Genomic DNA, 24,049 nt, shown 5'->3' with positions numbered 1-24,049 from the left:
AAAGGAAGCGTTGCCGCCCATGGCCGATCGAACTCAGCGGTCGATCGTGATCGACGCCCCCTCGGACCGAGTGATGGCCGTCATCGCCGACCTGGAGTCGTATCCGGAATGGGTCTCCGCGGCCCGCTCGGTCGAAGTCCTCGACAAACTACCCGACGGCCGGGCCCGCACCGCGCGCTTCGTGCTGGACGCCGGGGTCGTCAAGGACACCTACACTCTGGCCTACACCTGGCGGCCCGACGGCCGCGCGGTCAGCTGGAGCCTGGTCGCCGGGGAACTGCAGAAGGCGCAGGACGGCACCTACGAACTGATCGCCCTGCCCGACGGCACCACCCAGGTGGTCTACGAGCTGACCGTCGACCTGAACATTCCGATGATCGGCATGTTCAAACGCAAGGCGGAGAAGGTCATCACCGACACCGCTCTCAAGGAACTCAAGAAACGGGTCGAAGGCTGACCGCCGGCGGTACCGAACGCCCGACCCGCCCCGTCGCCCGAGTCGAGCTGTTCATCGGCAAGGGCGGCGTCGGAAAGACCACCCTCGCCTGCGCGACCGCGATCGCCTACGCGCGGACCGGGCGGCGGGTGCTGCTGGCCTCCCTCGATCAGGCGCACTCCCTGGGCGACGCGCTCGGCTACCGGTTGCGCCACGGCGCGAAACCGGCGGTGGCCAGCGTGCCGCTGCCCGTGTTCGCCACGGCCGCACCGGATCTCGCCCGCGACCCCGAGGCCACCGATCCGGGGCTGCCGGTGGTCGGGTCCGCCGCCGCGCCGGCCCTCGACGTCATCGAGGTGGATTCGCTGGCGCTGCTGGAGGATCGGTTCCGGCAGGTGCTGATGATAGCTTCCGGCGCCGGGCACGAGCACGGATTCGATCTGGGCGCACTGGATCCCGCCGAGCTCACCGGGCTGCCCGGGGTGCAGGAACTGCTGGCGCTGCTGGAGATCACGCAGTTCGCGAAGGACCAGCGGTGGGACGTGATCGTGCTGGACTGCCCGCCCTCGGCGGACATGCTGCGCATCGTGACAGCCCCCGACACCCTGCTCGGCTATCTGGAACGGGTGTGGCCCGCGCACTCTCGCACCATGGAGGCCATCGGCGCCGACTTCCGCAAGGCGGTGCTGGCGGTGACCGTCGAACAGATCGTGGACGCGGTGACCGAAGCCCGTGACCTGCTGGCGGATCGGACTCGCACCGGCGCGCGCCTGGTGACCGTCGCCGAACAGGTGGCGGTGGCGGAATCGGCGCGGGTGCGTTCGGCCGCCGCGCTGCTGGGCCTGCGCCTGGACGCGGTGCTGGTCAACAAGGTGCTGCCGGAGATGCCCGAACCGCACCCGGCCGCGCCGCAGCATCCGGCGGTGCAGTGGTATTTCAACCGGCGCGGTGAGCAACTCGACGTGGTGACCGAGCTGCGCAAGCGGCTGAGCGAGGTTCCGGTGCAGGTGGTGGGCCATGCCGGGACCGAACCGGTGGGGTTGGGCTCGCTGGCCGCACTGTCCTACGCGGTGGACGCGAGTGGTAACTGGGTGGGATGGCGTCCGGTCCCTATGCTTGGCACAGACGCGGACGGGGCGCCGCCCGTCGCCGCCGAACCGGTGGTCCGGCTCGAGTCCGGGGCGGGGGTGGCTTCGGTGTTCGCGATGCGCATGCATCTGCCGGTGGTCGATGCGTCGACACTGCGGCTGGGACGAGTGGAGGACGATTTGATCGTGGGAGCGGACGGGGTCCGGCGGCGATTGCGGCTGGCCCCGGTATTGCGGCGGTGCACGGTCGACGCCGCCGAACTCGACGGCGACCACCTGGTGATCCGCTTCCGGCCCGACCCGCAGGTCTGGCCGAAATGACCACCACGCACCACCCCCGCCCCGGCCACCCGGAGGAGAACCTCGGCGAATTCGCCGAGGAGTTACGGCTGCTCGCCGAAGCCCTGCTCGAACGCGTGGAACCGGTGTTGCGCCGCACCGCGTCCGACGGGCGCACCGAATGGTCCAGTTGCAGTTGGTGCCCGGTGTGCGCGGCCGCCGCGATCGTGCGCGGCGAACACCACGACGTGGTGGCCGCCATCGCCGAACACGGCACCGCCATCGTGACCGTGCTGCGCGAGGCGCTCGCGGGGGTGCCGGTGGACCCGGTGATCCCGCCCGATCTGGATCCCGAATCGCCGGAATATCAAGCCTGGCACCGGTATTCGCACGGAGCCGGGACCGAGTCCGGCGCAGGCGATCTGCCGTTCGCCGACGCCTACGCGAACGCCCGCGGCGAACACGACGAGGAGCACGGGTCGACGGGGCCCGAATCCACCGCGAGCGCAGCCGAATCCGCCGGCCACCACGGCGCTGCCGCGAACCTCGCGGCGGTGTTCGCGCGGTTCGTCGCGGGTGCGCAGGGTCGTGCGGCGGCTCGCGCCCGGGACCACCACGACGACGACGAGTCCGAAGATTCGATGGGGCAGGGCCCCGGCGCGGCACGCCGCCCAGAGGACCCGGACCCGGTGTCGGGCACGGGCTTTCGCGCCACGAACGGTACGGACGATCGGGTCGACTCCGCCGCGCAACCGTTCGGGCCGCCGGTGGCACGCCCCGCCGACGACCCCGGCCGATCGGCGACCTCCGGCGATCCGGCCGCGGGACCGTCCGGTCGTGAGGCCTCCGCACCGGGTCGCGCCTCGCAGTCCGGGCGGCGGCCCACACGGGGCAAGTATGTGCCGATCGACGTAACCATCAAGGCATGACGGGCGGTGTGGATGTGCCGTTGACCGTGGGTATCGATGTGGGCGGCACCAATATTCGGGCGTCGGTGGTCGACGGTGCGGGCGAGGTCCTCGACACCGTGACCGCGCCGACCCCGCATTCGGCGCGCGCCCTCGAGGACGGCCTGGCCCGCGCGGTGCGCGAACTGCGCGGCCGCCACGCCATCGGCGCGGTCGGGCTGGCGGTAGCGGGTTTCGTCGACGAGGACCGCGCCACCGTGCGTTTCGCCCCGCATCTGCCGTGGGAGGACGCCCCGGTCGCGCAACGGCTCACCGATCGGCTCGGCCTGCCGGTGATCCTGGAGCACGACGCGAATGCCGCGCTGTGGGCCGAATACCGGTTCGGCGCGGCGGCGGGCGGGCGCAATGTGGTGCTGGTGGCCATCGGCACCGGCATCGGCGCGGCTCTCCTGATCAACGGCCAGCTGTATCGCGGAAGCTACGGCGTCGCACCGGAACTCGGGCATCTGCAGGTGGTCCCGAACGGCCGGGCCTGCGCGTGCGGCAAGCGCGGGTGCTGGGAACGGTATTGCAGCGGAACCGCTCTGGTGGACACCGCGCTGGAACTGCTGGCCACCGATCCGCAGCGCTCCACCGTGCTGGCGCGGGAGGCGGGCCGGGACCCGGGCTCGCTGACCGGTCGCCGGGTGGCGGGCGCGGCCCAGGACGGCGACCCGGTCGCCCTCGAGGTGATGGCGGACTTCGCGCGCTGGCTCGGCCTGGGCCTGGCGTTCGTGAGCGACATCTTCGACCCGGACCTGATCGTGGTGGCGGGCGGCGTCAGCAGTTCGGCCCCGCTGTTCCTCGACGAGGCCCGCGAGCACTACGCCGGTTCCATCACAGGCGCCCGCCACCGCCGCCTGGCCCGTATCCGCACCGCCCAATTGGGTGAGGCCGCGGGCATGATCGGCGCGGCGGAACTGGCGCGCGCGGCGGTGCTCGCCGACTCGAACGCAGTGTCGGTCGCCCCCGCGCGACGCTGAGCGCGGGACCTGCTCACCGACTTGGGTATTCCGGAGCGTGGGACTTTGGTCCCGGGATCAGAGAAACGGGTCACCACGGTTGGTTGCCGAGTTGTCTCGGCGGTAGGGTAGGCAAGCGAGTGGTGGTGCCCGCAATGAGGCCGGTCCCGGGTATCGAAAACAGGGGAAAGGACGCGATGTTCTACTGGCTGCTGAAGTTCGTCTTGGTGGGGCCGCTGATGCATCTCATCAACCGGCCCGAGGTCGAGGGCGTCGAGAACATTCCGCCGAAGGGTGCGGCCATTCTGGCCGGCAACCATCTGTCGTTCACCGACTGGTTGTTCACCCCGCTGATGAGTCCTCGCCGGATCACCTACCTGGCCAAGGCCGAATACTTCACCACCCCCGGTCTCAAGGGTCGGCTGCAGAAGTTCTTCTTCTCCGGCACCGGCCAGTATCCCATCGATCGTTCCGGTGCGGACGCCGCCGAGTCGGCGCTCAACACCGCGCGCAAGCTGCTCGGTGAGGGCCGCCTGGTCGGCCTGTACCCCGAGGGCACTCGTTCGCCCGACGGCCGCCTCTACAAGGGCAAGACCGGTGTGGCACGCCTCGCCCTGGAGACCGGAGTGCCGGTGATCCCGGTCGCCCTGATCGGCACCGACGAGGTGTGCCCGCCCGGTCCGTTCCGCTGGCGGCCGCGCAAGGTGACCGTGAAGTTCGGTGCGCCCATCGACTTCTCGCGCTACGAGGGCATGGGCGGCAACCGCTTCGTCGAGCGCGCCGTCACCGACGAGATCATGTACGAGCTGATGCGGATGGGCGACCAGGAGTACGTGGACGTCTACGCCGCGAGCCTGAAGAAGGGCGTGCCCTCGGGCAGCCGCCCCGACGCCGACCGCGTCCCGGAGACCCTGGCGGGCTAGTCCCCGTCGGATGGAATCGGAAAGGCCCCGGGAGACCAAGTCTCCCGGGGCCTTTCGCATGCCCGGTGTCGCGGCTCAGACCGCTCGGATCCGCCGGTGGGCTTCGATGGCCTCGAATTTGGCCAGGTTGTGGCGGGCGTCGGCCAGCGCGTCGTGCGCGTCCTTCGGCACCGGCGGCAGCGGCGGGCGGCCGTGCTGGTCCCAGTGCTGGCGCAGTTCGTTGGTGTAGCGGGGCAGCGCGTTGGGCAGGTCCACCATCGAACCCCACAGCTGGCACAGCGCGACATGGTCGTAGGCGCCGACCCAGGCCCACAGCTCGGGTTCCACGCCGGGGCGCGGGACCAGGAACTTGTAGAGGTCGTCGCGGATGCGCTGACGGGAACGCCACAGCGGCGAGGAGGTGGGCGGGAGTTTCGGCAGTACGTTTCGCCGGACGAAAGGGCCCGCTTTGTCGGCATTGAATTCGTTCGAGATCGCATAGAATTCGCGGCCATCTTCGCAGACCACCGCAATGGACACCAGGTCTATTACGACCCCATCCTCAATGAATTCGGAATCGTAAAAATACCTCAAGCGATGGTCCTTTCGAGTAACCTGAAGAGCGGTGCGTAAAATCGATCGTGGGGTATTCAGGTGGAATCAGTTTGTGTTGTTTCCGATTGCTCTCGGACGGTGCCGGAGCGCTACTCGCGTGGCATGTGTCATCGGCATTATGTCAAGGAGCTCCAAGAGGTGTATCCGCGATGCTCGGTTGCGGGGTTGCGAGCGCCCGGCCATCCTGAAGCGCGGTGTCTGTCGTCCTCATCAGACGCAGATTCGCCGGTGGGGTTCGGTCGAGGCCGCGCCGGGACGAGGCGCGCCCGGACGACGTCGTAAGAGTACGCATGACGGTCGTAGTCGCATTACTTCGTTCGGTTATCGGCTGCTCCGGCTTCCGGAAGGCGGTTGGATGCTGGAGCATCGCTTGATCATGGAGCAGGTTCTCGGCCGAAAGCTGTATCGGGGTGAGAACGTGCACCATATCAATGGTGACAAGCTCGATAATAGGCCCGAGAATTTGGAACTGTGGATCACGGGTCAGCCGATCGGGCAGCGAGTCGAGGATATGCTCGATCGGGCGCGCGAAATTATCGCTCGGTATGACCCGGAAGGAGCGCGCTGACTTAGCATTCGGCGGCAACCACCGGAAGCCCTTCCGTTCGTCAACGCGTTTCAATCGGTTCCCTCGACTCTGTCTGCCTCTGTCGAACTGTACGGGCCGAGCGCCGGGTGAGAGGACACCAGCCCTGGGTGTGCTTCGCCTGTCCAAGAGCAATCCGTATTCTGAACACGTGAACTGGACCGTCGACGTACCGATCGATCGCCTGCCGGAACTTCCTCCGCTGCCTGACGAGCTCCGTCGGCGTCTCGACGAGGCGCTCGCCCGACCGGCCCTACAGCAGCCGTCCTGGGATCCCGAGCAGGCTGAGAAGATGCGCACCGTCCTCGAGAGCGTGCCGCCGATCTGCGTGCCCGCCGAGGTCGAGGAACTGCGCCTACGCTTAGCCGAGGTAGCGCGCGGCGAGGCCTTCCTCATGCAGGGTGGTGACTGCGCGGAGACCTTCGCCGACAACACCGAACCCCACATCCGCGGCAATATCCGCACCCTGCTGCAGATGGCGGTGGTGCTCACCTACGGCGCGAGCCTGCCCGTGGTGAAGGTGGCCCGCATCGCGGGCCAGTACGCCAAACCCCGTTCCGCCGACGTCGATTCGCTGGGCCTCAAGTCCTACCGCGGCGACATGGTGAACTCGCTGGTCGCCGACGCCGGGCTGCGCGAGCACGACCCGTCGCGCCTGGTCCGCGCCTACGCCAACGCCTCCGCGGCGATGAACCTGGTGCGTTCGCTGACCTCGGCCGGCATGGCCGATCTGCACAAGGTGCACGACTGGAACCGCGAGTTCGTGGCGCAGTCCCCGGCCGGGGCCCGCTACGAGCAGATGGCCACCGAGATCGACCGCGCGCTGGCGTTCATGAAGGCCTGCCGGGTCAACGACCCGAACCTGTCCAGCGCCCGCCTCTACGCCAGCCACGAGGCGCTGGTGCTCGACTACGAGCGGGCCATGCTGCGCCTGAGCGAGCACCCCGTCACCGGCGAGCCGGTGCTCTACGACCTGTCGGCGCACTTCCTGTGGATCGGTGAGCGCACCCGTCAGCTCGACGGCGCGCACGTCGGGTTCGCCGAGCTGATCGCCAACCCGATCGGCCTCAAGATCGGCCCGAGCACCACGCCGCAGCAGGCCGTGGAGTACGTCGAGCGCCTGGACCCCAACAACGAGCCCGGCCGCCTGACCATCGTGGCCCGCATGGGCAACCAGAAGGTCCGCGACGTGCTGCCCCCGATCATCGAGAAGGTGCAGGCCACCGGCCACCAGGTGATCTGGCAGTGCGACCCCATGCACGGCAACACCCACGAGGCGTCCACCGGCTACAAGACCCGCCACTTCGACCGCATCGTCGACGAGGTGCAGGGCTTCTTCGAGGTGCACCACGCGCTCGGCACCCACCCGGGCGGCCTGCACATCGAGCTCACCGGTGAGAACGTCACCGAATGCCTCGGCGGCGCGCAGGACATCTCGGACCTCAATCTGGAGGAGCGCTACGAGACCGCGTGCGACCCGCGCCTGAACACCCAGCAGTCCCTCGAACTGGCCTTCCTGGTCGCGGAGATGCTGCGCTAGCAGGCGGCGATACGAGAGGAGCCCGGACCGCGAAAGCGGTTCGGGCTCCTTCGTTTTCCGAGCTCTATGAGTGCTGTCGTGCGCTACGGGAGTCAGGGGATGGCGACGATGGTGACTGTGGAGCCGGGTTCGACCGCGTCGCCGGGGGCGGTGCTCTGCGAGATGACGATCGAGCTGTCATTGTTCGCCAGCTGGCGCACGGTGACCGAGAGCCCCATCTGCTGCAGTTTGCCGCGCGCGGTGCCGACATTGGCGCCCAGCAGATTCGGCATGTCGAGGGCGCTGTTGAGGATCAGGACCACGCCGGAGCCGGTTTCGGCGCTGGTGCCCGCGGCCGGATCGGTGCCGATCACCTGGCCGGACTTGATCTTCGGGTCGAACTGCTCGCGGGTGGAGCTGACGGTGAGTCCGGCCTTCTGCAGGGCGATCTTGGCCTCCTCCTGCGTCTTGCCGCGCAGGTCCGGCACCTTGACCGGCAGGGATCCCTTGCTGCGGTAGACCTTCACCTGGCCGTTGGCCGGGAGGACGGTGCCGGGCGCCGGATCCACCTTGGCGAGTGAGCCTTTCGGAGCGGAACTGCCCACCTCGCCCGCGTCCACGGGGGTGAGCCCGGCGTCGCGGATGGCCTTGTTGACCGAGCTGACGTCCTGGCCCGCGCTCACGTCGGGAACCTTCGGCTTGCCGCTGGAGACCAGCACCGCGACCAGGGAACCCTTGGTGACGCGGGTGCCGGCGGGCGGGTCGGTGCCGACCACATTGCCGACCGGGATCATGTCGGAGGGCTTGTTGCGGGTCTCGGTCTCGAAGCCCGCGTCCTCGAGCGTGGAGACCGCGCGCTGGGTGTCCATGCCGGCGATGGTGGGCACCGGCGAATAGCGCCCGACGCCCAGCCACCAGCCTCCGATGCCCAGCAGCACCGCCAGCGCGACCACGATGCTCAGCCACACGACGACCCGGCGCCGCGATTTGCCGCGGTCCTCGATCAGATCGGAGCCGGGGTGCTGGGCGCCCGGCGGCGGGGCGTAGTCGTTCTGCCGGTACTCGGCCGGGATCTCGCGCGCCGCGGTCATGACCCGGGTGTGCTGGGGCTGCTGCGGCGGCGCGAACACGGTCGGCGGGTCGGCAGGCAGCCGCGTGGTGGCATCGGCCTGGAACCGGGTGGTCTGGTCCGCCGCGCCCGGAATCGGCCGCGACGGGGGATGTACGGGGCCGCGCGGGGCCGGTGTGGGCCCGACCCGGTACTTGGCGCTGAGGTGCTCGGCGGATTCGGTCGGCGCGGGCACCCGGTAGTCGGGCAGTTGCAGTTCGCGGGCGACGCGGCGCAGTTCGTCGGCCATCTCGGTGGCGTTGGAGAACCGGTGCATGGGTTCGCGAGCGGTGGCGTGCGCGACCAGCTCGTCGATCTCGGCGGGCACGCCGCCGATCAGGCGGCCGGGCGCGGGCACGTCCTTCTCGACCCGCTGCAGGGCGATCGAGAGCGAGTTGTCGCCGGTGAACGGGGTTCGGCCGGTGAGCATTTCGAAGATCAGGATGCCCGCGGAGTACACGTCGCTGCGGGCGTCGGCGCTGCCGCTGGTGACCTGCTCGGGGGAGAGGTAGGCGGCGGTGCCGAGAATGACGCTGTCGGAGGTGATCTTGGCCTCGGCGACCGCGCGCACCAGACCGAAGTCGGCGATCTTCACCTCGCCGGAGTCGGAGATGAGCACGTTCTCCGGCTTGATGTCGCGGTGCACCAGCCCGGCCGCGTGGGCCACGCCGATGGCGTAGAGCACGGGTTCGGCGACGGCGCGCACCGCGTGCGGAGGCATGGGGCCGCGTTCGCGCAGCAGTTCGCGCAGGGTGCCGCCCTCGACCAGTTCCATGATGAGGAACGGGTGGTCACCGTCCACGCCCTGGTCGTAGACCGCCACCAGGGAGGGGTGTTTGAGCTTGGCCACCGCTCTCGCCTCGAGTTCGAAGCGGGTGAGGAATTGCGGGTCGGAGGCGAACTTCGGGTCCATCACCTTGATGGCGACCGGTCGGTCCAACCGGGTGTCCACCCCCCGGAACACCATGGACATACCGCCACGCGCGATCGGCGCGTCGATGCGGTAGCGCCCTTCCAGCATCTGGCCGATCAACTGCGACCCTTCCGATTTTCGTCAATGCCGCCCAGCGCGGCTCACCCGATGGTAGCCGCGTCGGGGTGTGATGCGACTGTGGCGACGCGAGAGACTACCGTGGTCGGCGTGAGTGCCTTTCCTTGCAGCGAAGACGTCCTGCCGGATTCGGTGACCCTGATCCCGCTGCCCGACGTGGCCGAGCAGCTGGGCATGGTGGTGACCCGGGTCCATCAGATGCTGCGTGACCATCAGATCATCGCGGTCCGCCGGGACGGTATCGCCGGTATCCCGAAGGAGTTCTTCGACTCCACCGGCGCCGTCGCCAAGCACCTGACCCCGCTGATCACGGTCATGCGTGACGGCAAGTACACCGACCAGGAAATCCTCGAGTGGATCTACACCGAGGACGAAACCCTGCCCGGCCGTCCCATCGACGCCATCCACGGGCCGCTGGCCCGCGAAGTGATCCGCCGCGCCGCCGCGGACCCCTTCTGACATAGCCCGACCGCGGACGCGGTCAGTTCCCGAGGGGACTGGCCGCGACGAATTCGCGTGCCACGACCCGGAGCCGGCGGTGCTGGGGGACGACCGCTCGGCCGGTGAAGACGGCGTAGTCGGCGCGCTCGATCTCGTCGAGGATGCCGCCGTAGAGGGTGGCCGCCGTCCGGATGGCCGGGCGCACGCGCGGGGCCAGTAGTTCGATGCCCGGGGTGGCTCGACGGTAGACACCCCTGTTGATCGCGATCAGATGCGCGAGCGCACGCCGCACCCGCGGCTCGGTGCGGCCGGATTCGCGGCAGTGGAACAGCAATTCGTCGTCCACGCCGAAGGCCGCCAATTCGTCGGCGGGCAGGTACACCCGGCCGCGGCCCAGATCCTCGCCGACATCGCGCAGGAAGTTGGTGAGCTGGAAGGCTTCCCCGAGCGCGGCCGCGGCCGGTTCGGCCTCGGCGACCGGGACGACGGTGCCCAGCACCGGCAGCAGTTGCAGCCCGATGGCGGCCGCCGAGCCGCGCATGTAGTCCTCGAGCTCGCCCATGGTGGGGTAGCGGTCGCGGTATTGGGGCGCGCCCGGAATGTCCATGCGCATGGAGTCGAGGAACACCCAGAAGTGTTCGGCGGCAATCGAGTACCGGCGGATGGTGTCGGAGACCGCGAGCAGCACCCGCTGTTCGTGGCTGTCGCCCGGTTCGGTGGGCGCGTCGGCCAGCCGGGCCCGCAGTTCGTGTTCGATCCGGTCGAGCCGGGCCGCGGATTCGGCGGCGCGGCTGGGCGCGTCGCTCGCGTCGACGATGTCGTCGACCAGGCGGGCGAAGGCGTACAGCGCGTGCACGGCCGGTCTTCGCTCGGGTTCCAGCAGCCGGGTCGCGAGGAAGTAGGTGCGTCCGTGGGCGGCGGCGATGCGGCGGCAGTCGCGGTAGGCGCGGTCCAGCATCACGCGGGGCTGGGCGCGGGCGCGCCGGCGAGCTGATCGGAATGCGGGCGTCCGGCACGCAGTTTCAGCGGATCCACCTTGCACAGCGAGACCGCGGCCACCACGGCGGCGACGATCGCGAGGGTGCCGTGCACATAGTCGGACACGGGTGCGCCGTCGGGCTGGAAGATCAGCATGAGCCAGGTGCACAACCCGACCAGGACCTGCAGTGTCCGGGTGGACAGCGCGAAGCCCGCGGCCAGGGCCAGCGGCCACGAGTAGTACCAGGGCAGTGCGGCGGGGGACAGGATCACGATGGCCACGAACGCGACCAGAATGCCGAGCACGGCCTCCTTCTCGCTGTTCTTGAACCGCCACCAGGCCCACACCAGGATGGCGACCATGGCGATCGCGCACAGCATGCGCGTCCACGGCAGCACCTTGTCCATCGGCAGCGGCGTCACCCAGGTGACGACGTGGGCCATGATGGTCGGCAGCGAGAGCCAGTTGATGATCTTCTTGGAGCCCGACAGCGCGGTGAGCCAGCCGATCTGGTGATCGCGCAGCCCGGTCGCGAAGGTGGCGACGGCGAACACGGCCGCGAACACCGCCACGCCGAGCGCGCCGATCTTGGCGAAGGTGCGCAACGGATGCGGCAGTTCGCCCTCGTGCTGGGCGGCGCGGCGTTCGCGTTCGTGAATCATCCAGATCCACACGAGGAACGGCAGCGCCACGCCCGCGGTCGCTTTCACGGCCACGCCGATGGCGACCACCACGATGCCCGCGGCGTGATGGTGTTCGAGCACCAGCGCGATGCCCGCGGCCATCAGGCCGACCATGAGCATCTCGTTGTGCACGCCGCCGATGAGGTGGACGAGCACCAGCGGGTTGAGCACGGCCAGCCACAGCGCGGTGGTGGGCTTGCCGCCCAGGTGCTTGGTCAGGTGCGGGACCGCCCACACCATGAGCGCCAGCCCGGGCAGCATCACCAGCCGCAGCGCGATGGTTCCGGCCACCACGTTGTCACCGGTGATGGTGGTGATGGCGCGCCCGATGAGCAGGAAGACCGGCCCGTAGGGCGCGGTGGTGGTGGTCCAGACGGGGCTGACATTGTCGAGCAGGACCGCGGCGTTGGCCTTCAACTCCACCGGCCCGTACAGGTACGGGTTGATGTTGTCGCGCAGCATCGCGCCCTGCGCCAGGTAGGAGTAGGCGTCGCGGCTGAACATGGGGACCGCGAACAGCAGCGGGAAGGTCCAGACGCCGACGATGCCGCGCAGTTCGTTGAGGGTGACCGAGGCGCCGGGCTGGCCGCCGATCACGATGCGCCCCAGCCGGACCCACGCGGTGATCATGGCGATCACGCCGAGCCACACGAACATCGACGACAGCACCAGGCCGTGCCCGAACCGCAGCCACGACAGGTGCATGGCCTCGAGCAGCGGGTCGCTGCGCCGCACGCCGCCCGCGCCGAAGCCGCCGAAGGTGATCAGCAGGGCGCCGAAGAAGCCGAGCGTCGCGGCGTGTCCCTCGGGGGTGCGGGCGAAGTCGGCGGCGTGGCGCACCCGGGTCTGCCAGCTCGTCCGGGCACTCGGAGACGGAGCGTCCGGGTCGGCGGCATCCGTGGTGCTCGGAGCGCCGGCGGGACGGGTGGCGACAGCGCCGGTGTCGGGGGTGGCTGCGTCCATATCGGGGGTCGGCATAGGCGGTCGTTCCCCCCGGAAAGGTCAGCGGCGGCAGCCGCGTTGGTTCAGGACGCGGTCAGTCTAGTGCGTGTGCGCGGACGCCACCGCCCCGGTGTCGGCGGATCCGATACCGGCATGTCGTACGTCACCCGTGATGCGTGCCGCCGCCAGTCTGCCCGAAAGCAGCACGGTCGGCACGCCGACGCCGGGCACGGTGCCCGAGCCTGCGAGAACGACATTCGCGCGCCCGGCCACCAGATTCCGGGTCCGGAACGGACCGGTCTGCCGGAAGAGGTGCGCGGCCGAGAACGGGGTGCCCGCGAGCATGCCCTTGGCCCGCCAGGTGCGCGGGGTGTCGAGGTGGTCGACCCGGAAGTGCCGCGAAATGCCTTGGTAGCCGCGCGCTTCCAGCACCTGGAGCAGTTCGCGCAGGTAGTGCGGGCCGAGTTCGTCCCAGGCCAGCGGCGCGGCATCCAGATTCGGGCAGGGGGCGAGCAGCGAGAGCGGTTCGTAGCGGACCGTGTCGCGCAGGTGTCCCGCGGCGTCGATGTGCTGTTCGGGGCGGTCGATGTAGAGGGTCGGATCGGTGAGGGCGGGCCGGGTGAGCAGCAGCGACGGGTCGCTCATCAGCGCGCCGCGGCCGCGCCGGGCCGCGATCTCGGCGAAGGTCCGGTCCCATTCCGTGCCGAAGTCGATGGTGTGATGTGCCTGCACCGGCCAGGCGGCCGCCACCTCCGCGGGGATGGTGCCGTGCGCGACCACCGCGGACGGGGAGGCCCGCAGTCCGCGGCGATGCCGCAGCCCGAACCGGGTCAGCGACCCGATGTCGGCGGTCACCACCAGGGCGTCGCAGTCGAAGACGCGGCCGTCGGCGGTGTGCACGGCGGTAGCGCGGCGGCCCGTGTAGTCGACGCCGATCACCTCGGCGTTCAGTTCCAGGGTCCCGCCGGCGGCGGTGAACGCGCGGCCCAGCGCCGCGGCGATGGCCCGCATGCCGCCCTCGGGGTAGGTGACGCCCAGGCAGGTGTCCATGTACGGGATCGCGCCGTACACGCCGAGCGCCTTGTTCGGAGCCATGCCCGCGAACAGCGCCTGGAAGCTGAACAGCCGGGCGATGTCCGGATCCCGGATCACGCGACCGACCTTGGGGCCGAGCCGCCCGAACGCGCCGAGCCGTACCAGCCGCGCCAGTGCGGTCCGCTTCTCCGGAATCCGCACCATGTCCAGGGGTGACTCGAAGTTGGTGTCCATGAACTGGCGGAACTCGGCCTCGTACACGCCTTTCAGCCAGCCGCGCAGCCGCCGGTAGCGGCGGGCCGTGGCGGGGCCGCGCACCTGCGCGACTTCGTCGGCCATCCGCTCCTCGTCGGAGTAGACGCCGATCTGGGTGCCGTCGGCGAAGCGCGCCCGGTAGGCCGGTGCCATGTCGAGCATCGTCAGGCCGACCGACTCCCGGGTGTGCCCGACCACGCCGAGCGCCTCGTCGATGAGTTCGGGCAGGGTGAGAATCGTTGCCCCGGAGTCGATCTCGTAGTCCGGTCCGCTGTAGGACCCGACCCGCCCGCCGGGGCGGTCGTCGCGTTCGAGCACGGTGACCTGCCGTCCGGCCGCCAGCAGGTGCAGCGCCGCGGCGAGCCCGGACAGTCCCGCGCCGACCACGACCACCCGATCGGTCGGTCCCGCAACCGTTTTCATGCCACCCTCCTGCGGCCCGTGCTGTCCGTCGGATCCGGCGTCAGTAGTGCCGCGCGGTGGCCGACAGCGCCATACCGCGCAGCTGCCGGGCCGCGTCCGGTGTCACGGTGCTGGCGTCCAGCGCGGTCAGGGCCTGCTCGGTGAGCGAGGCGATGCGCTGCTCGACGGCGTCGACCGCGCCGAGGTCGGTGAGGGCCGTGCGCAATTCGGCGACCTGCTCGGCGCTGAGATCGGTACCGAGGCTGGTGCGGATGAGCGCGGCGGTGGCGGGCGCGGTGGCGTCGGCGCGCCGCAGGGCCTCGGCGATGAGCACGGTGTGCTTGCCCTCGCGCAGGTCGTCGCCGGACGGCTTGCCGGTGACCGCCGGGTCACCGAACACGCCGAGCAGGTCGTCGCGCAGCTGGAAGGCGATGCCGATTTCGGTGCCGAATTCGCGGTAGGCGGCGATCACGTCGGGGGAGGCCCCGGCCAGCGCCGCGCCCATGTGCAGCGGGCGTTCGATGGTGTAGGCGGCGGTCTTGAACCGGTTGATCCGCAGCGCGGCCTCCACCGACTCGTCGCCCGCGGACTCGCCGTGGATGTCGAGCAGCTGCCCGCCCAGCACCTCGGTGCGCATGGCCGCCCAGACCGGGGCGAAGCGGGCGGCGGCGTCGGCGGGCAGCCCGGCGTCGCGGGTCATGTCGTCCGCCCAGGCCAGGGCCAGGTCGCCGATGAGGACGGCGACGCTGACGCCGTAGTGGTCGGCGTCACCGGTCCAGTGCTGATCCCGGTGCCGCTGTTCGTAATCCACGTGCACGGTCGGGAAGCCGCGCCGGGTGCGCGAGGAGTCGATGATGTCGTCGTGGATGAGCGCGCACGCCTGCACCAGTTCCAGCGCCGAGCAGGCGGTGAGCACCGCGTCGGCGTCCGGGTCCTCGGGGCTGCGGCCCGCGCCCAGCCAGCCGGTCCAGGCGAAGGCGGGGCGGGTGCGCTTGCCGCCGCGAATGACGAAGTCCTCCAGGGCCGCGGCCGCGTCCACGAAGACCGGGCCGAGGGGTTCGACGATCGGTTCGCGGGTGCGGAAGAAGGCGGTGAGACGGTCCTCCACGGCGGCGACGAGTGATCCCGCGCCGACCGGGTGGCGGGTCGGGGTACCGGGTCCGGCGGACAGGGGAGCCTCCTTGGTGAGTGCGCGGCGCGGCGCGAGCGCGATTCCCCCGGTGATCGGTCCCGGTGCGCGTGCGACGATGGCGAACGCCCCCGATGACCGGCCCGATCGCGCGGGCGTCAGGTCCGCGCGCGGGGTTCGCCCCGACTCTACCGACCACCGGGTCGCGGCCGGGAATCGGTCGGGCCCGGTCCGGTCCCACCTGCTGGGATAGGCACAGGTCGGGGTCCGGGGCCCGGGTGCGGGCCCGTAAAATACTGGCGTGAGTTTCGACAATGTACGGGGATATTCGACCCCTGGCCGAGTTTCCCGCACACCCCATGTGTCCGGAACTCGCTCCGTGGTGCAGCAGCTGGGCCCCCGTCCGGACGGGTCGATTCCCTTCTCGGTCGAGTTCAATCCGCCGCGTGACGCGGCCGGCGAGGCGCGCCTGTGGCGGGCCGCCCGCGAGTTCGAGCGGCTGCATCCGGCGTTCGTGTCCATGACCTACGGCGCGGGCGGCTCCACCCGCGACCGCACCATCCGGGTCACCGGCGAGCTGGCGCGCGAGACCACGCTGCTGACCGTCGCCCACCTGACCGCGGTGGACCACTCGGTCGCCGAACTGCGCTCCATCGTCGGCGCGTACGCCGACTCGGGCATCCGCAATCTGCTGGTGCTGCGCGGCGATCCGCCGGGCGACGTGCTGGGCGAGTGGCTCAAGCACCCCGAGGGCGTCGAATACGCCGAGGAACTGGTGCGCATCGTCCGCGACCTGGGCGACTTCCACGTGGGTGTCGCCTCGTTCCCGCAGGGCCACCCGCGCTCCACCGACCTCGACGACGACACCCGCTTCCTGGTGTCGAAACTGCGCGCGGGCGCGGAGTATTCGATCACCCAGATGTTCTTCGACGTGGATCACTATCTGCGCCTGCGGGATCGGGCCATCGCGGCCGATCCGATCGAGGGCGCGAAGCCGATCATTCCCGAGCTCATGCCGGTCACCTCGCTGCGCACGGTCGAGCGCGCGGAGGAGCTGTCGGGCCGTCCGCTCCCGGCCAAGGTGATCGAGCGGCTGCGCAAGGCCGCGGGCACCGGGCCGGAGGAGGATCGCGCGGCGGTCCGGGCCGAGGGCATCCAGATCGCCACGGAGATGGCGCAGCGCCTGATCTCCGAGGGCGCGCCCTGCCTGCATTTCATCACCCTGAATTTCGCCAAGGCCACCAGCGAAGTGCTGGCGAATCTGGGCTATTCGGTCTCGGCCGCTCCGGCGAACGCCTGAACGGACCGGTTCGCACCGTGAATCGGCTCCGGCATGCCGGAGCAAATCACCGGAATGCACTGGTCAGCGGAGTACCTTCCCCTCACGACTCGTGACCTCGAGGGGAGCCCTTCATGTCCGTGTTCCACCACTTCGCCCGGGTGGCCGGCGCTGTCAGCGCCTGCGCCGTGCTCGCCGCCGCCGGACCGGCAACCCTGGCGGGACCCGCCGCCGCGGCCCCGGCGCAGGCCGATACCGGCGCCGCAGCGGTCGCCGCGGTGAGCCCCGAGGCCGCCGCCGCGCTGGCCGCCATCACCGCGGTGAACCAGACCACCGGCCGCGCCGATGCCACCGCCCGTCCCGACGCCGCTGCTCGCCCCGACACCACCGGCCGGTCCGATGCCGCCGGGCCGGCGGCCGCTCCGACGGACTGGCTGTCGGCCTACGGTCAGGCCGTCGAAGGACTCCAGACCTTGGGCATCAAGCCCTTCCTGTACCCGACCGCCGCGCCGTTCTGTCTCGGCGGCACCACCCTGGGCCTGTCCCCCGCCATGGCGGGCAGCATCCCGGGCCCGTGGCCGCACTACGCGATCTCCATTCCCGGCCTGGATCTTTCGGCCGTCAAGGCGGGCCAGGCCATGTTCGCCTTCGTGCCCTACGGCATCGCCCCCGACGGCGCGGACACCTCCGGCATGCAGGTCGCCTGGTTCAACACCACCACCGGCCGCGGCGGCCTGGTGCCGATGGGCCCGCTGAACCAGGTGCTCAATGCGATGATCCCGCCGCAGGTCCCGAACGAGTTGCGGCCCATGGTCGAACAGGCCGTGCACGACTACTTCACCGCGGCCCTGCCGGCCGGCGGCGTCCGCGCGGTGCCGGTGAACACGGGATCGGGCACGGTGCTGGCGGCCATGTTCGGCACGGTCCGCAATGGCGACGCCACCTGCTTCTTCCTGCCGACCATCGGGATGACGCCGGTTCCCTGATCGGGACTCAGGCGACGGTCCGGCCCTTCCAGCGCAGCGCGCGGGTGCGGTGCGCGCGGTGGGACCGGGCCGACAGGGCCAGGTAGGCGGCCACCGAGAACGGGTGTGCCAGCGCCGCAACGGCATCCGTGGCGTCGACCGGCCCGCCGTTCTCGGTGGAGCGGGCCAGCAGGCGGGCGGTGACGGCGGCGGTACAGCCGAGCAGCCCCGTCCGGCGGATCCGTCCGCGCCCGCACACCGCCGCGATGGGCGGAACCCAGAAGGCCAGCGCCGCAATCGAACCGATCGCGAGACTGCCCGCGGGCCCGCCGTAGGCCGACCACAGCCAGCGGGTGTAGCCCTCGCTCACCTCGGCCGCGTCCCGGTACATCCGGGTCTCGGCCAGCGGTCCGGCCGCGACCAGCGTGGTGGGCCGCCCCGCGCGCCGCAGCTCGCGGGCGATGGCCAGATCCTCGGTGACGCTGTCCGCGACCGCGGCGTGCCCGCCGACGGCCCGGTAGGCGGCGGCGTCGAAGACCAGGAACTGCCCGCACGCCACGGCCATCGACGGCCGCCGGGTGCGATTCGCCAGCGCGACCGGCAGAGTCGAGGCCCAGGACCAGCACAGCAGCGGCTGGACGAGGCGTTCGGCGGGGGAGACCGCGAGCTGGCGGGGCCACGGGCAGAGCAGATCGGTTCGTGCCGACCGCAGTTCACGGACCGCGGCCGACAGCGCGCCGGGCGCGAGCCGCACGTCGGCGTCGAGGAAGACCAGCACGCCGTCGGCGGTGTCGGCGAGTTCGGCCAGCCGGGCGCAGGCCGCGGTCTTGCCGGTCCAGCCGGGCGCCGGATCGGTGTCGCTGCGGGAAAGCAGGAATCGGTGGTCGCCGCGGATGGCCGCGCGCGCCGCCTCGAAGGTGTCGTCGGTGGAGCCGTCGTCGAGGACGAGGACCCGCAGGCGCGGCAGATCGGGCTGGGCGCGCAGATCCGCGATGAGCTCGGGCAGCCGGTCGGCCTCGTCGCGGGCCGGGATGCAGACGGTGACCGGTTCGATGACGGTGGGCCCGCCGCGCCGCAGCCGGGGGACGGTGAGGCGATTGGCGAGGGCGACCGATGCGCCGAAGGCGGCGACGGCGCTCGCGGCCGTCACCGCCTTCGGGGCAAGAGTCATGGGGTGGGTGCTAACGCGTGTTGGTGCGATCGGGGCGCAGCCAGCGCGCGGCGCGCACGTAGGCCGGCGGATCGGGGTTGCGGGTCATGTACGCCAGCACCGCGACCACCGCGGCCACCGCGAGGGTGATGCCGCCGACGATGCCCGCCCATCCGGCGAAGGACCGCGTGTTCGGGTCCGCGTAGCCGACTTCGGCGCGCAGCGTGCTGACATCGCCGGGCGGCAGCTTCCAGGTGACCACCGAGTCGCCCTCGCGGGTGCCGTTGGTGGTGGCGACGCGCGCCGGGAAGGCGACGGTCAGCTGCACGTCGGAGCCCTGCGGCGGCAGCGACTTCAGGTCCACCCGGCCGGTCAGGGTGACCAGGTCGCCGGTGCGGGCGAAGAGCAGGTTGAACATGCCGGAGGTCTGGTCGGAGAGGCCGCCGAGCTGCTGCACCTCACCGAAGGTGAGATCGTCGAAGTACACCTGGCTGCCGACGTAGCCGTCCTGCGCGTAGGAGTCCACCCGCACCTTGCCGGACAAGCCGTCGGGGGCCTTGAGCTGCGGGCCCTTGTCCTTCTCGTGCTGCGGCACGGCCGCGGCGACGATGCGGCCGGACACCCGGTCGTTGGAGGACACGCCCATCGACACCTGCACCCGCAGGCATCCGGTCAACAGGACCGCCAGCCCCGCGAACAGGACCACGGCCACGGTCCGCACCCATCGCCGCGATCGTCGCCGGGGTGGGGCGGATTCGAGTGTTCCCTCTGCTGTCGACATGTTCGGACTCGGCTGCACGGCTCACATCGTGCCATGCGTCCCGGGCCACAGCGTGATTCGACGGGCCTTCAGCCCCCGAACCAGCGGAATCCCCAGCACCCCGAGCCCGCAGAACCCGTACACCGCCGATACCGGCAGCCCCAGGAACACCGCGTGCGCCAGCGTCGACCCCAGCCACGTCCACCCGAACACCGCCACCGGAACCGCCCGCGCCGCACCCGAACCCGCGGCCGTCCGATCCCACCACTCCAGCAGTCCCGCCATCACCGCCGCCACCGCGAACCAGCCGACATAGTTGCTGACCGGAATCTCACCCAGCCCCGGCAGCCCGGGAATCGGCGACCGCCACGTCCACTGCCCATCGGCCACCATCTGCGGATCCAGGAACAGATCCCACCCGACCGCCCCCGCCGCGGTCAGCGAAACCCGCCCGGCCGCCCCCTTCGCCAGCAGCCCGGCCACCACCCACACCGGGTACAACCCGCCCGTCCACGCCAGCGGCACCACCACCGGCACCCCCAGCACCTCGGGCCCCAACCGCCCGCTCGCGTAGTCGTAACCGCCGAACGGAATCCCGGTAGCCGTCCCCACCACCTCGGCCACCAACCCCACCCCGGACACGATCACCAGCACCCCGGCCGCCCACCGCACCCCGCGCGTCACCGCCGCGTGCGTCAAAGCCGCACCGGCCGAGAGCAATACGACCGCCACCGTCACCCGATCCCGCCCGACCCCGTGCGCCAGCGGATACGCGATCTGCACCAGCACCAACAACACCGCGGGCACCGCCGAGATCGTCACCGCCCGTCGCTCGGTCGAGAGGGTGGTCCGTTCCGGCGAGGCAGTCGTGGCAGGCCGGCGATGGGTTTCGTGGCGGGGGCCCGATAGGGCGGGGTCGGTCATCGGCGGGGCGGGAAGAGGCGGCGGGGGCGCAGGTCTCGCTCCACGAGGCGGGCGGCGCTGCGGCCGCTGGCGCCGGAGACGCCGCCGCCCGGGTGGGTGGAGGCGCCGGTGAGGTAGAGGCCGGGGGCGCCGGGGACGCGCTGGTTGGCGAGCTCGGGCAGGGGGCGCCACATGAACATCTGGTCGATGGACATCTCGACGTGCATGACATTGCCGCCGAGCAGGCCCATCTCGCGTTCCAGGTCGGCGGGGGTCTGGATGTGACGCTGGGTGATCGAGGCGGCGAATCCCGGTGCGAGGGCGTCGACTTCGGCGATGATGCGGTCGGCCTCGGTCTCGGCGTGCGCGGACCAGTCGCTGCCGTCGGCGAGGTCGTAGGGATGCCACTGCGACCACAGGGTGACCTGATGTTCGCCCGCGGGGGCGATGGTCGGGTCCAGGGCGCTGAACGTCATGGCCAGCACGACCGGGCGCGGCGGAAGGTCGCCCGCCAGGGCCGCGCCGTGAGCGCGCCGCAGCTCGCGGCGGTCGGTGACGAGGAGTTGCAGCCCGTGCGCTGATTCGGCGGTCTCGGCCCCGGGATAGTGGGGGAGTTCGCTGATCGCGGCGCGCACCACCATGCCGATGCCGGGTCCCACCCGGATGCGGCGTCGCCAGTCGGCGATCGTCGCGGTGTCGAATCCGCCCTGTTCCAGCAGGTTCAGGGTGGTGAGGATGTGGCTGCCCGCGATCACGGTGTCCGCGGACAGGTTTCGCCCGCTCGCGGTGCGCACCTCCCACCGGTCGCCGCGGCGGGTCAGGGCGGTCACCGCGTCGCCGGGGGAGACGACGCCGCCGTCGGACTCCAGCCGCGCCACCAGTGCCGCGCTCAGCGCGCCGCTGCCGCCGACCGCGCGCCCGGGCGGCAAGGTGTGCATGAGCGCCGCGAACCCCACCATGGGCGCGGACCCGGGTTCGGACATGGGCGGCCCGGACTGCGCGCCGAACCAGGCCAGCGCCGCCTTCAGCCGTTCGCTGTCGAACAGGCTGTCCAGCAGCGCGTCTCCGGTCTGCATCATCTCCCGGGACAAGGCCCCGCCGCTGGCGCGCCCGGTGGCCCCGGCCGCCTCGCGGGGATCCATGCCCCAGAACGACTTCAGCAGATGCCCGCCGGTCGGGGTGCCCGAGAACGCCCGCATCACCCGCGCGCTGCGCGGACCCCACACGGTCGCGAACCGCCGGTACGCGTCGGCGTCACGCTGCCCGCAGGCGGCGGCGATGGACGCGCAGGTCTGGTCCAGATCCCGGTGGAACACGATGGGCGCCGGCCCGCTCCCGGCGGGCGCGGGCGCGAAAGCCCAGGGGTCGCAGTCGATGTAGCGCAGCCCGAACCGGGCCAGCTCCAGCTCCTCGATGATCCCGGTGTGCCGGATCATGATGTGCGCCGAGGACCCCCGGTCGACCAGATGGCCGGGGAACCGTTCGACGGTGGAGACGGCCCCGCCGAGCACGGTGTCACGTTCGAGCACCTCGACCCGATGCCCGGCCTTGGCCAGGTAGCAGGCCGCGACCAGCGCGTTGTGCCCCGATCCGACGACTACGACTGTGCGGGAACCGTTGTCGCGCCTGCTCACAGGGGCAGCCGCCGCCCGAGCACCGCGAACCGCCGGGTGTCGCCGGAGAAGATGAAGTGCCGCACCACATCCCCGAACCCCTGGCGCCGGTAGAGCCGCCAGGCCCGGTTGGACTCGCGGTCCACCTCGGGGGTGGACAGCAGCACGGTGCGCTCGGGCCGGTTCTGCAGCAGCCGGGTGAGCAGGATCTCGCCGAGCCCGCGGCCCTGCGCGGCGGGGTGCACGTGCAGTTCGGTGAGCTCGAAGTAATCCGAAAGCAGTTCCCGCGCGCCGGATTCGGGCCAGCCGGTACGCCGCATACCGCTGTACACCTGCTGATGCCACCACTGGTGCGGCGCGCCGTGATAGCCGTACGCGATGGCCACGATGGGCGCGGTGCGCAGGTCCAGTCGTCCGTCGTCGTCGGGCAGCACCGCGGCCACGGCCTGCCAGCCGGGGCGGGTGGTGTGCTCGGTCCACATGGGCGCGCGCTGATGTTCGGTGCCGCGCGGGTAGTCCATGGCCGCGACGTAGACCGCCAGGGCGTCGTGCAGCCGGTGCCGCAGGGTCGCGGCCGACAGATCGACCACGACGGGTGCCGGCGTCGGTTTGGGGGTGACTGCGGTCATCGGCTGGACGCAACTCTCGTTGGCGCGGACGGATGGATCGACAGTAGCGCCACGGTGGGTGCCTCAACTTGTCGGTGGGTCTCTCTATATTCAAACCCAACAGAAACCTTCGAATGCCTGTTCGATCATCGACTCGGGTGAAATGCCTGATCGGGACGCGTTGTCCTTATAGATGTGATTCGGGTGTGCGAGTGGGGAGGTACGCGAAATGACCGGGAAAACTGAACGTCCGGGCCACCCGGGCCGCGCCGGCGACCTGCTGCGCAAGGCCGACGGGCTGCTGTCGGAGGCACGGGGAGAACGCGATCCGGCGGAGCGTTTCCGCATCGCCTACCTGGCCGCGCTACGCGGGGCGGGCGCGGTGCTGGCACTGACGGGGGCCGACCGGGCGCCCCGGGCCCGCTCGCGCAACGCCTGGGTCCTGATGCAGCGCGCGGCACCGGAATTCGTCATGTGGACGGACTATTTCACCGGCCAGTCCGAGACCCGCGCGGCGCTCGAAGCGGGCCTGTCCCGGCCCATCGACGACCACCGCGCCGACGAGTTCGCTTCGCGGGTAGGCGCATTCCTGCACGACGTGGCCGATCTGCTGGCCGCCGCGTCGCGGCTCCGGCCCAGTTCAGGGTGGGTGAACGGAATGCTGGCGTGAGTATCGGCGAGTAGGTGGTCCGGTTCTGATCGAACTCGTATTATTGGTGGCAGATAGCCGCCAAGGTCGGCTACCCGTCGTCTACCCGGAGGCGACAGCCACCACCTAGTGCCGGGGGAGGTACCGTGCCACTCTCCGAGCACGAGCAGCGCATGCTCGAACAGATCGAGAGCGCGCTCTATGCTGAGGATCCGAAGTTCGCCTCGACTGTTCGGGGTGGACGGTTACGTTCTGCCACCGGTCGGCGCAGACTCCAGGCGGCGGCCTTGTTCGTCCTCGGCCTGTTTCTATTGGTGGCCGGCATCGCCGCGCCGTTCAAGCCCGGCGGTTTCCCGATCATCAGTCTCGTCGGCTTCATCGTCATGTTCGGCGCGGGTGTGCTGTTGCTGATCGGTGGCCCCCGCATGGGTGGTTCGGCCGGTCGGGCCTCGGACGCTCATCCCAGCCAGGGCGGCGCTCCCGGCGCCGGCCGCGGCAAGCCCCGCAAGCAGGGCGGGTTCTCCGCGCGGATGGAGGACCGGTTCCGCAAGAGGTTCGAACAGGACAGTTGACCGGGCTACCGTGCGGCCGACGGCTTTCGGACCGGCACGGTAGCGGACCACGATCGACCAACTGAAGATCTTCACGACACGCCGTGACGCCACACCGATTTGAGGTGTGGGGGGACCGCGGTTGTTGGTTGTGGGGGGTGGGGGGGGGGGGTGTGGGGCCCCATAGACCACACCAACCCCCCGCGGGGCCC

At 70.8% G+C, this 24,049-nt stretch carries 23 protein-coding genes; 12 read left to right on the top strand and 11 right to left on the bottom strand.

What is annotated here, in order from left to right; all coding sequences use genetic code 11:
* Nucleotides 1-19 precede the first annotated feature (19 nt).
* From ACWEOI_RS34500 to ACWEOI_RS34480, 5 genes are all read left to right on the top strand, one after another.
* Nucleotides 20-457: an SRPBCC family protein gene (locus ACWEOI_RS34500; RefSeq protein WP_357286651.1), complete on the top strand. Its 438-nt coding sequence runs from the start codon at nucleotides 20-22 to the stop codon at nucleotides 455-457.
* Nucleotides 454-1,845 (top strand): ArsA-related P-loop ATPase, encoded by a 1,392-nt coding sequence (locus ACWEOI_RS34495; protein WP_452362322.1) that lies wholly within the window; start codon nucleotides 454-456, stop codon nucleotides 1,843-1,845. The genes ACWEOI_RS34500 and ACWEOI_RS34495 overlap by 4 nt, the downstream gene beginning before the upstream one ends.
* Nucleotides 1,842-2,732, top strand: a complete 891-nt coding sequence (locus ACWEOI_RS34490) for a hypothetical protein (protein WP_452362286.1) — start codon at nucleotides 1,842-1,844, stop codon at nucleotides 2,730-2,732. Before ACWEOI_RS34495 ends, ACWEOI_RS34490 begins: the two co-directional genes overlap by 4 nt.
* Nucleotides 2,729-3,733 carry an ROK family glucokinase gene (locus tag ACWEOI_RS34485; protein ID WP_433666815.1) on the top strand — a complete coding sequence of 335 codons (1,005 nt, stop codon included), beginning with the start codon at nucleotides 2,729-2,731 and terminating at the stop codon, nucleotides 3,731-3,733. Before ACWEOI_RS34490 ends, ACWEOI_RS34485 begins: the two co-directional genes overlap by 4 nt.
* Nucleotides 3,734-3,909: 176 nt before the next feature.
* Nucleotides 3,910-4,635: a lysophospholipid acyltransferase family protein gene (locus ACWEOI_RS34480; RefSeq protein WP_379279610.1), complete on the top strand. Its 726-nt coding sequence runs from the start codon at nucleotides 3,910-3,912 to the stop codon at nucleotides 4,633-4,635.
* A 75-nt stretch (nucleotides 4,636-4,710) separates the two neighbouring features.
* On the opposite strand, the gene ACWEOI_RS34475 is transcribed toward ACWEOI_RS34480, so the two are convergent.
* Entirely contained in the window at nucleotides 4,711-5,208 is a 498-nt protein-coding gene (locus tag ACWEOI_RS34475) for a polyadenylate-specific 3'-exoribonuclease AS (protein ID WP_433666814.1), read from the bottom strand.
* 376 nt (nucleotides 5,209-5,584) lie between these two features.
* Here ACWEOI_RS34475 and ACWEOI_RS34470 point away from each other — a divergent pair, with 376 nt between their 5' ends.
* Nucleotides 5,585-5,797 (top strand): HNH endonuclease, encoded by a 213-nt coding sequence (locus tag ACWEOI_RS34470; protein ID WP_452362285.1) that lies wholly within the window; start codon nucleotides 5,585-5,587, stop codon nucleotides 5,795-5,797.
* A 169-nt stretch (nucleotides 5,798-5,966) separates the two neighbouring features.
* Complete coding sequence (locus tag ACWEOI_RS34465; protein WP_357094978.1) at nucleotides 5,967-7,355, top strand: class II 3-deoxy-7-phosphoheptulonate synthase; 1,389 nt, start codon at nucleotides 5,967-5,969, stop codon at nucleotides 7,353-7,355.
* A 92-nt stretch (nucleotides 7,356-7,447) separates the two neighbouring features.
* Here ACWEOI_RS34465 and pknB read toward each other — a convergent pair whose 3' ends face one another.
* Nucleotides 7,448-9,475 (bottom strand): Stk1 family PASTA domain-containing Ser/Thr kinase, encoded by a 2,028-nt coding sequence (gene pknB, locus ACWEOI_RS34460; protein WP_452362284.1) that lies wholly within the window; start codon nucleotides 9,473-9,475, stop codon nucleotides 7,448-7,450.
* A gap of 108 nt (nucleotides 9,476-9,583) precedes the next feature.
* Between pknB and ACWEOI_RS34455 the strand changes: the two genes are divergently transcribed.
* On the top strand, nucleotides 9,584-9,952 hold the full coding sequence (locus ACWEOI_RS34455) for an Rv2175c family DNA-binding protein (protein ID WP_433666811.1): 369 nt from the start codon (nucleotides 9,584-9,586) through the stop codon (nucleotides 9,950-9,952).
* A gap of 22 nt (nucleotides 9,953-9,974) precedes the next feature.
* Here ACWEOI_RS34455 and ACWEOI_RS34450 read toward each other — a convergent pair whose 3' ends face one another.
* From ACWEOI_RS34450 to ACWEOI_RS34435, 4 genes are all read right to left on the bottom strand, one after another.
* Nucleotides 9,975-10,892: a squalene/phytoene synthase family protein gene (locus tag ACWEOI_RS34450; RefSeq protein WP_433666810.1), complete on the bottom strand. Its 918-nt coding sequence runs from the start codon at nucleotides 10,890-10,892 to the stop codon at nucleotides 9,975-9,977.
* Nucleotides 10,892-12,574, bottom strand: coding sequence for an alpha-(1->6)-mannopyranosyltransferase A (locus ACWEOI_RS34445; protein WP_452362283.1), 1,683 nt, complete (start codon nucleotides 12,572-12,574; stop codon nucleotides 10,892-10,894). The genes ACWEOI_RS34450 and ACWEOI_RS34445 overlap by 1 nt, the downstream gene beginning before the upstream one ends.
* Nucleotides 12,575-12,637: 63 nt before the next feature.
* Entirely contained in the window at nucleotides 12,638-14,251 is a 1,614-nt protein-coding gene (gene crtI / locus ACWEOI_RS34440; RefSeq protein WP_452362282.1) for a phytoene desaturase family protein, read from the bottom strand.
* A gap of 40 nt (nucleotides 14,252-14,291) precedes the next feature.
* Nucleotides 14,292-15,401, bottom strand: a complete 1,110-nt coding sequence (locus ACWEOI_RS34435) for a polyprenyl synthetase family protein (protein ID WP_452362321.1) — start codon at nucleotides 15,399-15,401, stop codon at nucleotides 14,292-14,294.
* Between the two features lie 259 nt (nucleotides 15,402-15,660).
* Between ACWEOI_RS34435 and ACWEOI_RS34430 the strand changes: the two genes are divergently transcribed.
* On the top strand, nucleotides 15,661-16,659 hold the full coding sequence (locus ACWEOI_RS34430) for a methylenetetrahydrofolate reductase (protein WP_379280355.1): 999 nt from the start codon (nucleotides 15,661-15,663) through the stop codon (nucleotides 16,657-16,659).
* Between the two features lie 113 nt (nucleotides 16,660-16,772).
* Nucleotides 16,773-17,624 carry a hypothetical protein gene (locus tag ACWEOI_RS34425; RefSeq protein WP_452362281.1) on the top strand — a complete coding sequence of 284 codons (852 nt, stop codon included), beginning with the start codon at nucleotides 16,773-16,775 and terminating at the stop codon, nucleotides 17,622-17,624.
* Nucleotides 17,625-17,631: 7 nt separating this feature from the next.
* Here ACWEOI_RS34425 and ACWEOI_RS34420 read toward each other — a convergent pair whose 3' ends face one another.
* The 5 genes from ACWEOI_RS34420 to ACWEOI_RS34400 form a co-directional block, all read right to left on the bottom strand.
* Nucleotides 17,632-18,774, bottom strand: a complete 1,143-nt coding sequence (locus tag ACWEOI_RS34420) for a glycosyltransferase (RefSeq protein WP_452362280.1) — start codon at nucleotides 18,772-18,774, stop codon at nucleotides 17,632-17,634.
* Nucleotides 18,775-18,784: 10 nt separating this feature from the next.
* Complete coding sequence (locus tag ACWEOI_RS34415) at nucleotides 18,785-19,534, bottom strand: LppM family (lipo)protein (protein ID WP_433666805.1); 750 nt, start codon at nucleotides 19,532-19,534, stop codon at nucleotides 18,785-18,787.
* Between the two features lie 21 nt (nucleotides 19,535-19,555).
* Nucleotides 19,556-20,335 (bottom strand): carotenoid biosynthesis protein, encoded by a 780-nt coding sequence (locus ACWEOI_RS34410; protein ID WP_452362279.1) that lies wholly within the window; start codon nucleotides 20,333-20,335, stop codon nucleotides 19,556-19,558.
* Nucleotides 20,336-20,433: 98 nt separating this feature from the next.
* On the bottom strand, nucleotides 20,434-22,050 hold the full coding sequence (locus ACWEOI_RS34405) for a phytoene desaturase family protein (RefSeq protein ID WP_452362278.1): 1,617 nt from the start codon (nucleotides 22,048-22,050) through the stop codon (nucleotides 20,434-20,436).
* A complete protein-coding gene (locus ACWEOI_RS34400) occupies nucleotides 22,047-22,658 on the bottom strand; it encodes a GNAT family N-acetyltransferase (RefSeq protein ID WP_357286695.1) in 612 nt (203 codons plus the stop codon). Before ACWEOI_RS34400 ends, ACWEOI_RS34405 begins: the two co-directional genes overlap by 4 nt.
* Before the next feature lie 208 nt (nucleotides 22,659-22,866).
* On the opposite strand from ACWEOI_RS34400, the gene ACWEOI_RS34395 reads away from it, so the two are divergent.
* Nucleotides 22,867-23,307, top strand: a complete 441-nt coding sequence (locus ACWEOI_RS34395) for an SAV_6107 family HEPN domain-containing protein (RefSeq protein WP_379106485.1) — start codon at nucleotides 22,867-22,869, stop codon at nucleotides 23,305-23,307.
* 125 nt (nucleotides 23,308-23,432) lie between these two features.
* Nucleotides 23,433-23,858: a DUF3040 domain-containing protein gene (locus tag ACWEOI_RS34390; RefSeq protein ID WP_357286701.1), complete on the top strand. Its 426-nt coding sequence runs from the start codon at nucleotides 23,433-23,435 to the stop codon at nucleotides 23,856-23,858.
* Nucleotides 23,859-24,049: the final 191 nt, after the last annotated feature.

This window comes from Nocardia sp. NPDC004340, assembly GCF_053602575.1.
This window is presented reverse-complemented; position numbering and strand designations above follow the sequence as displayed.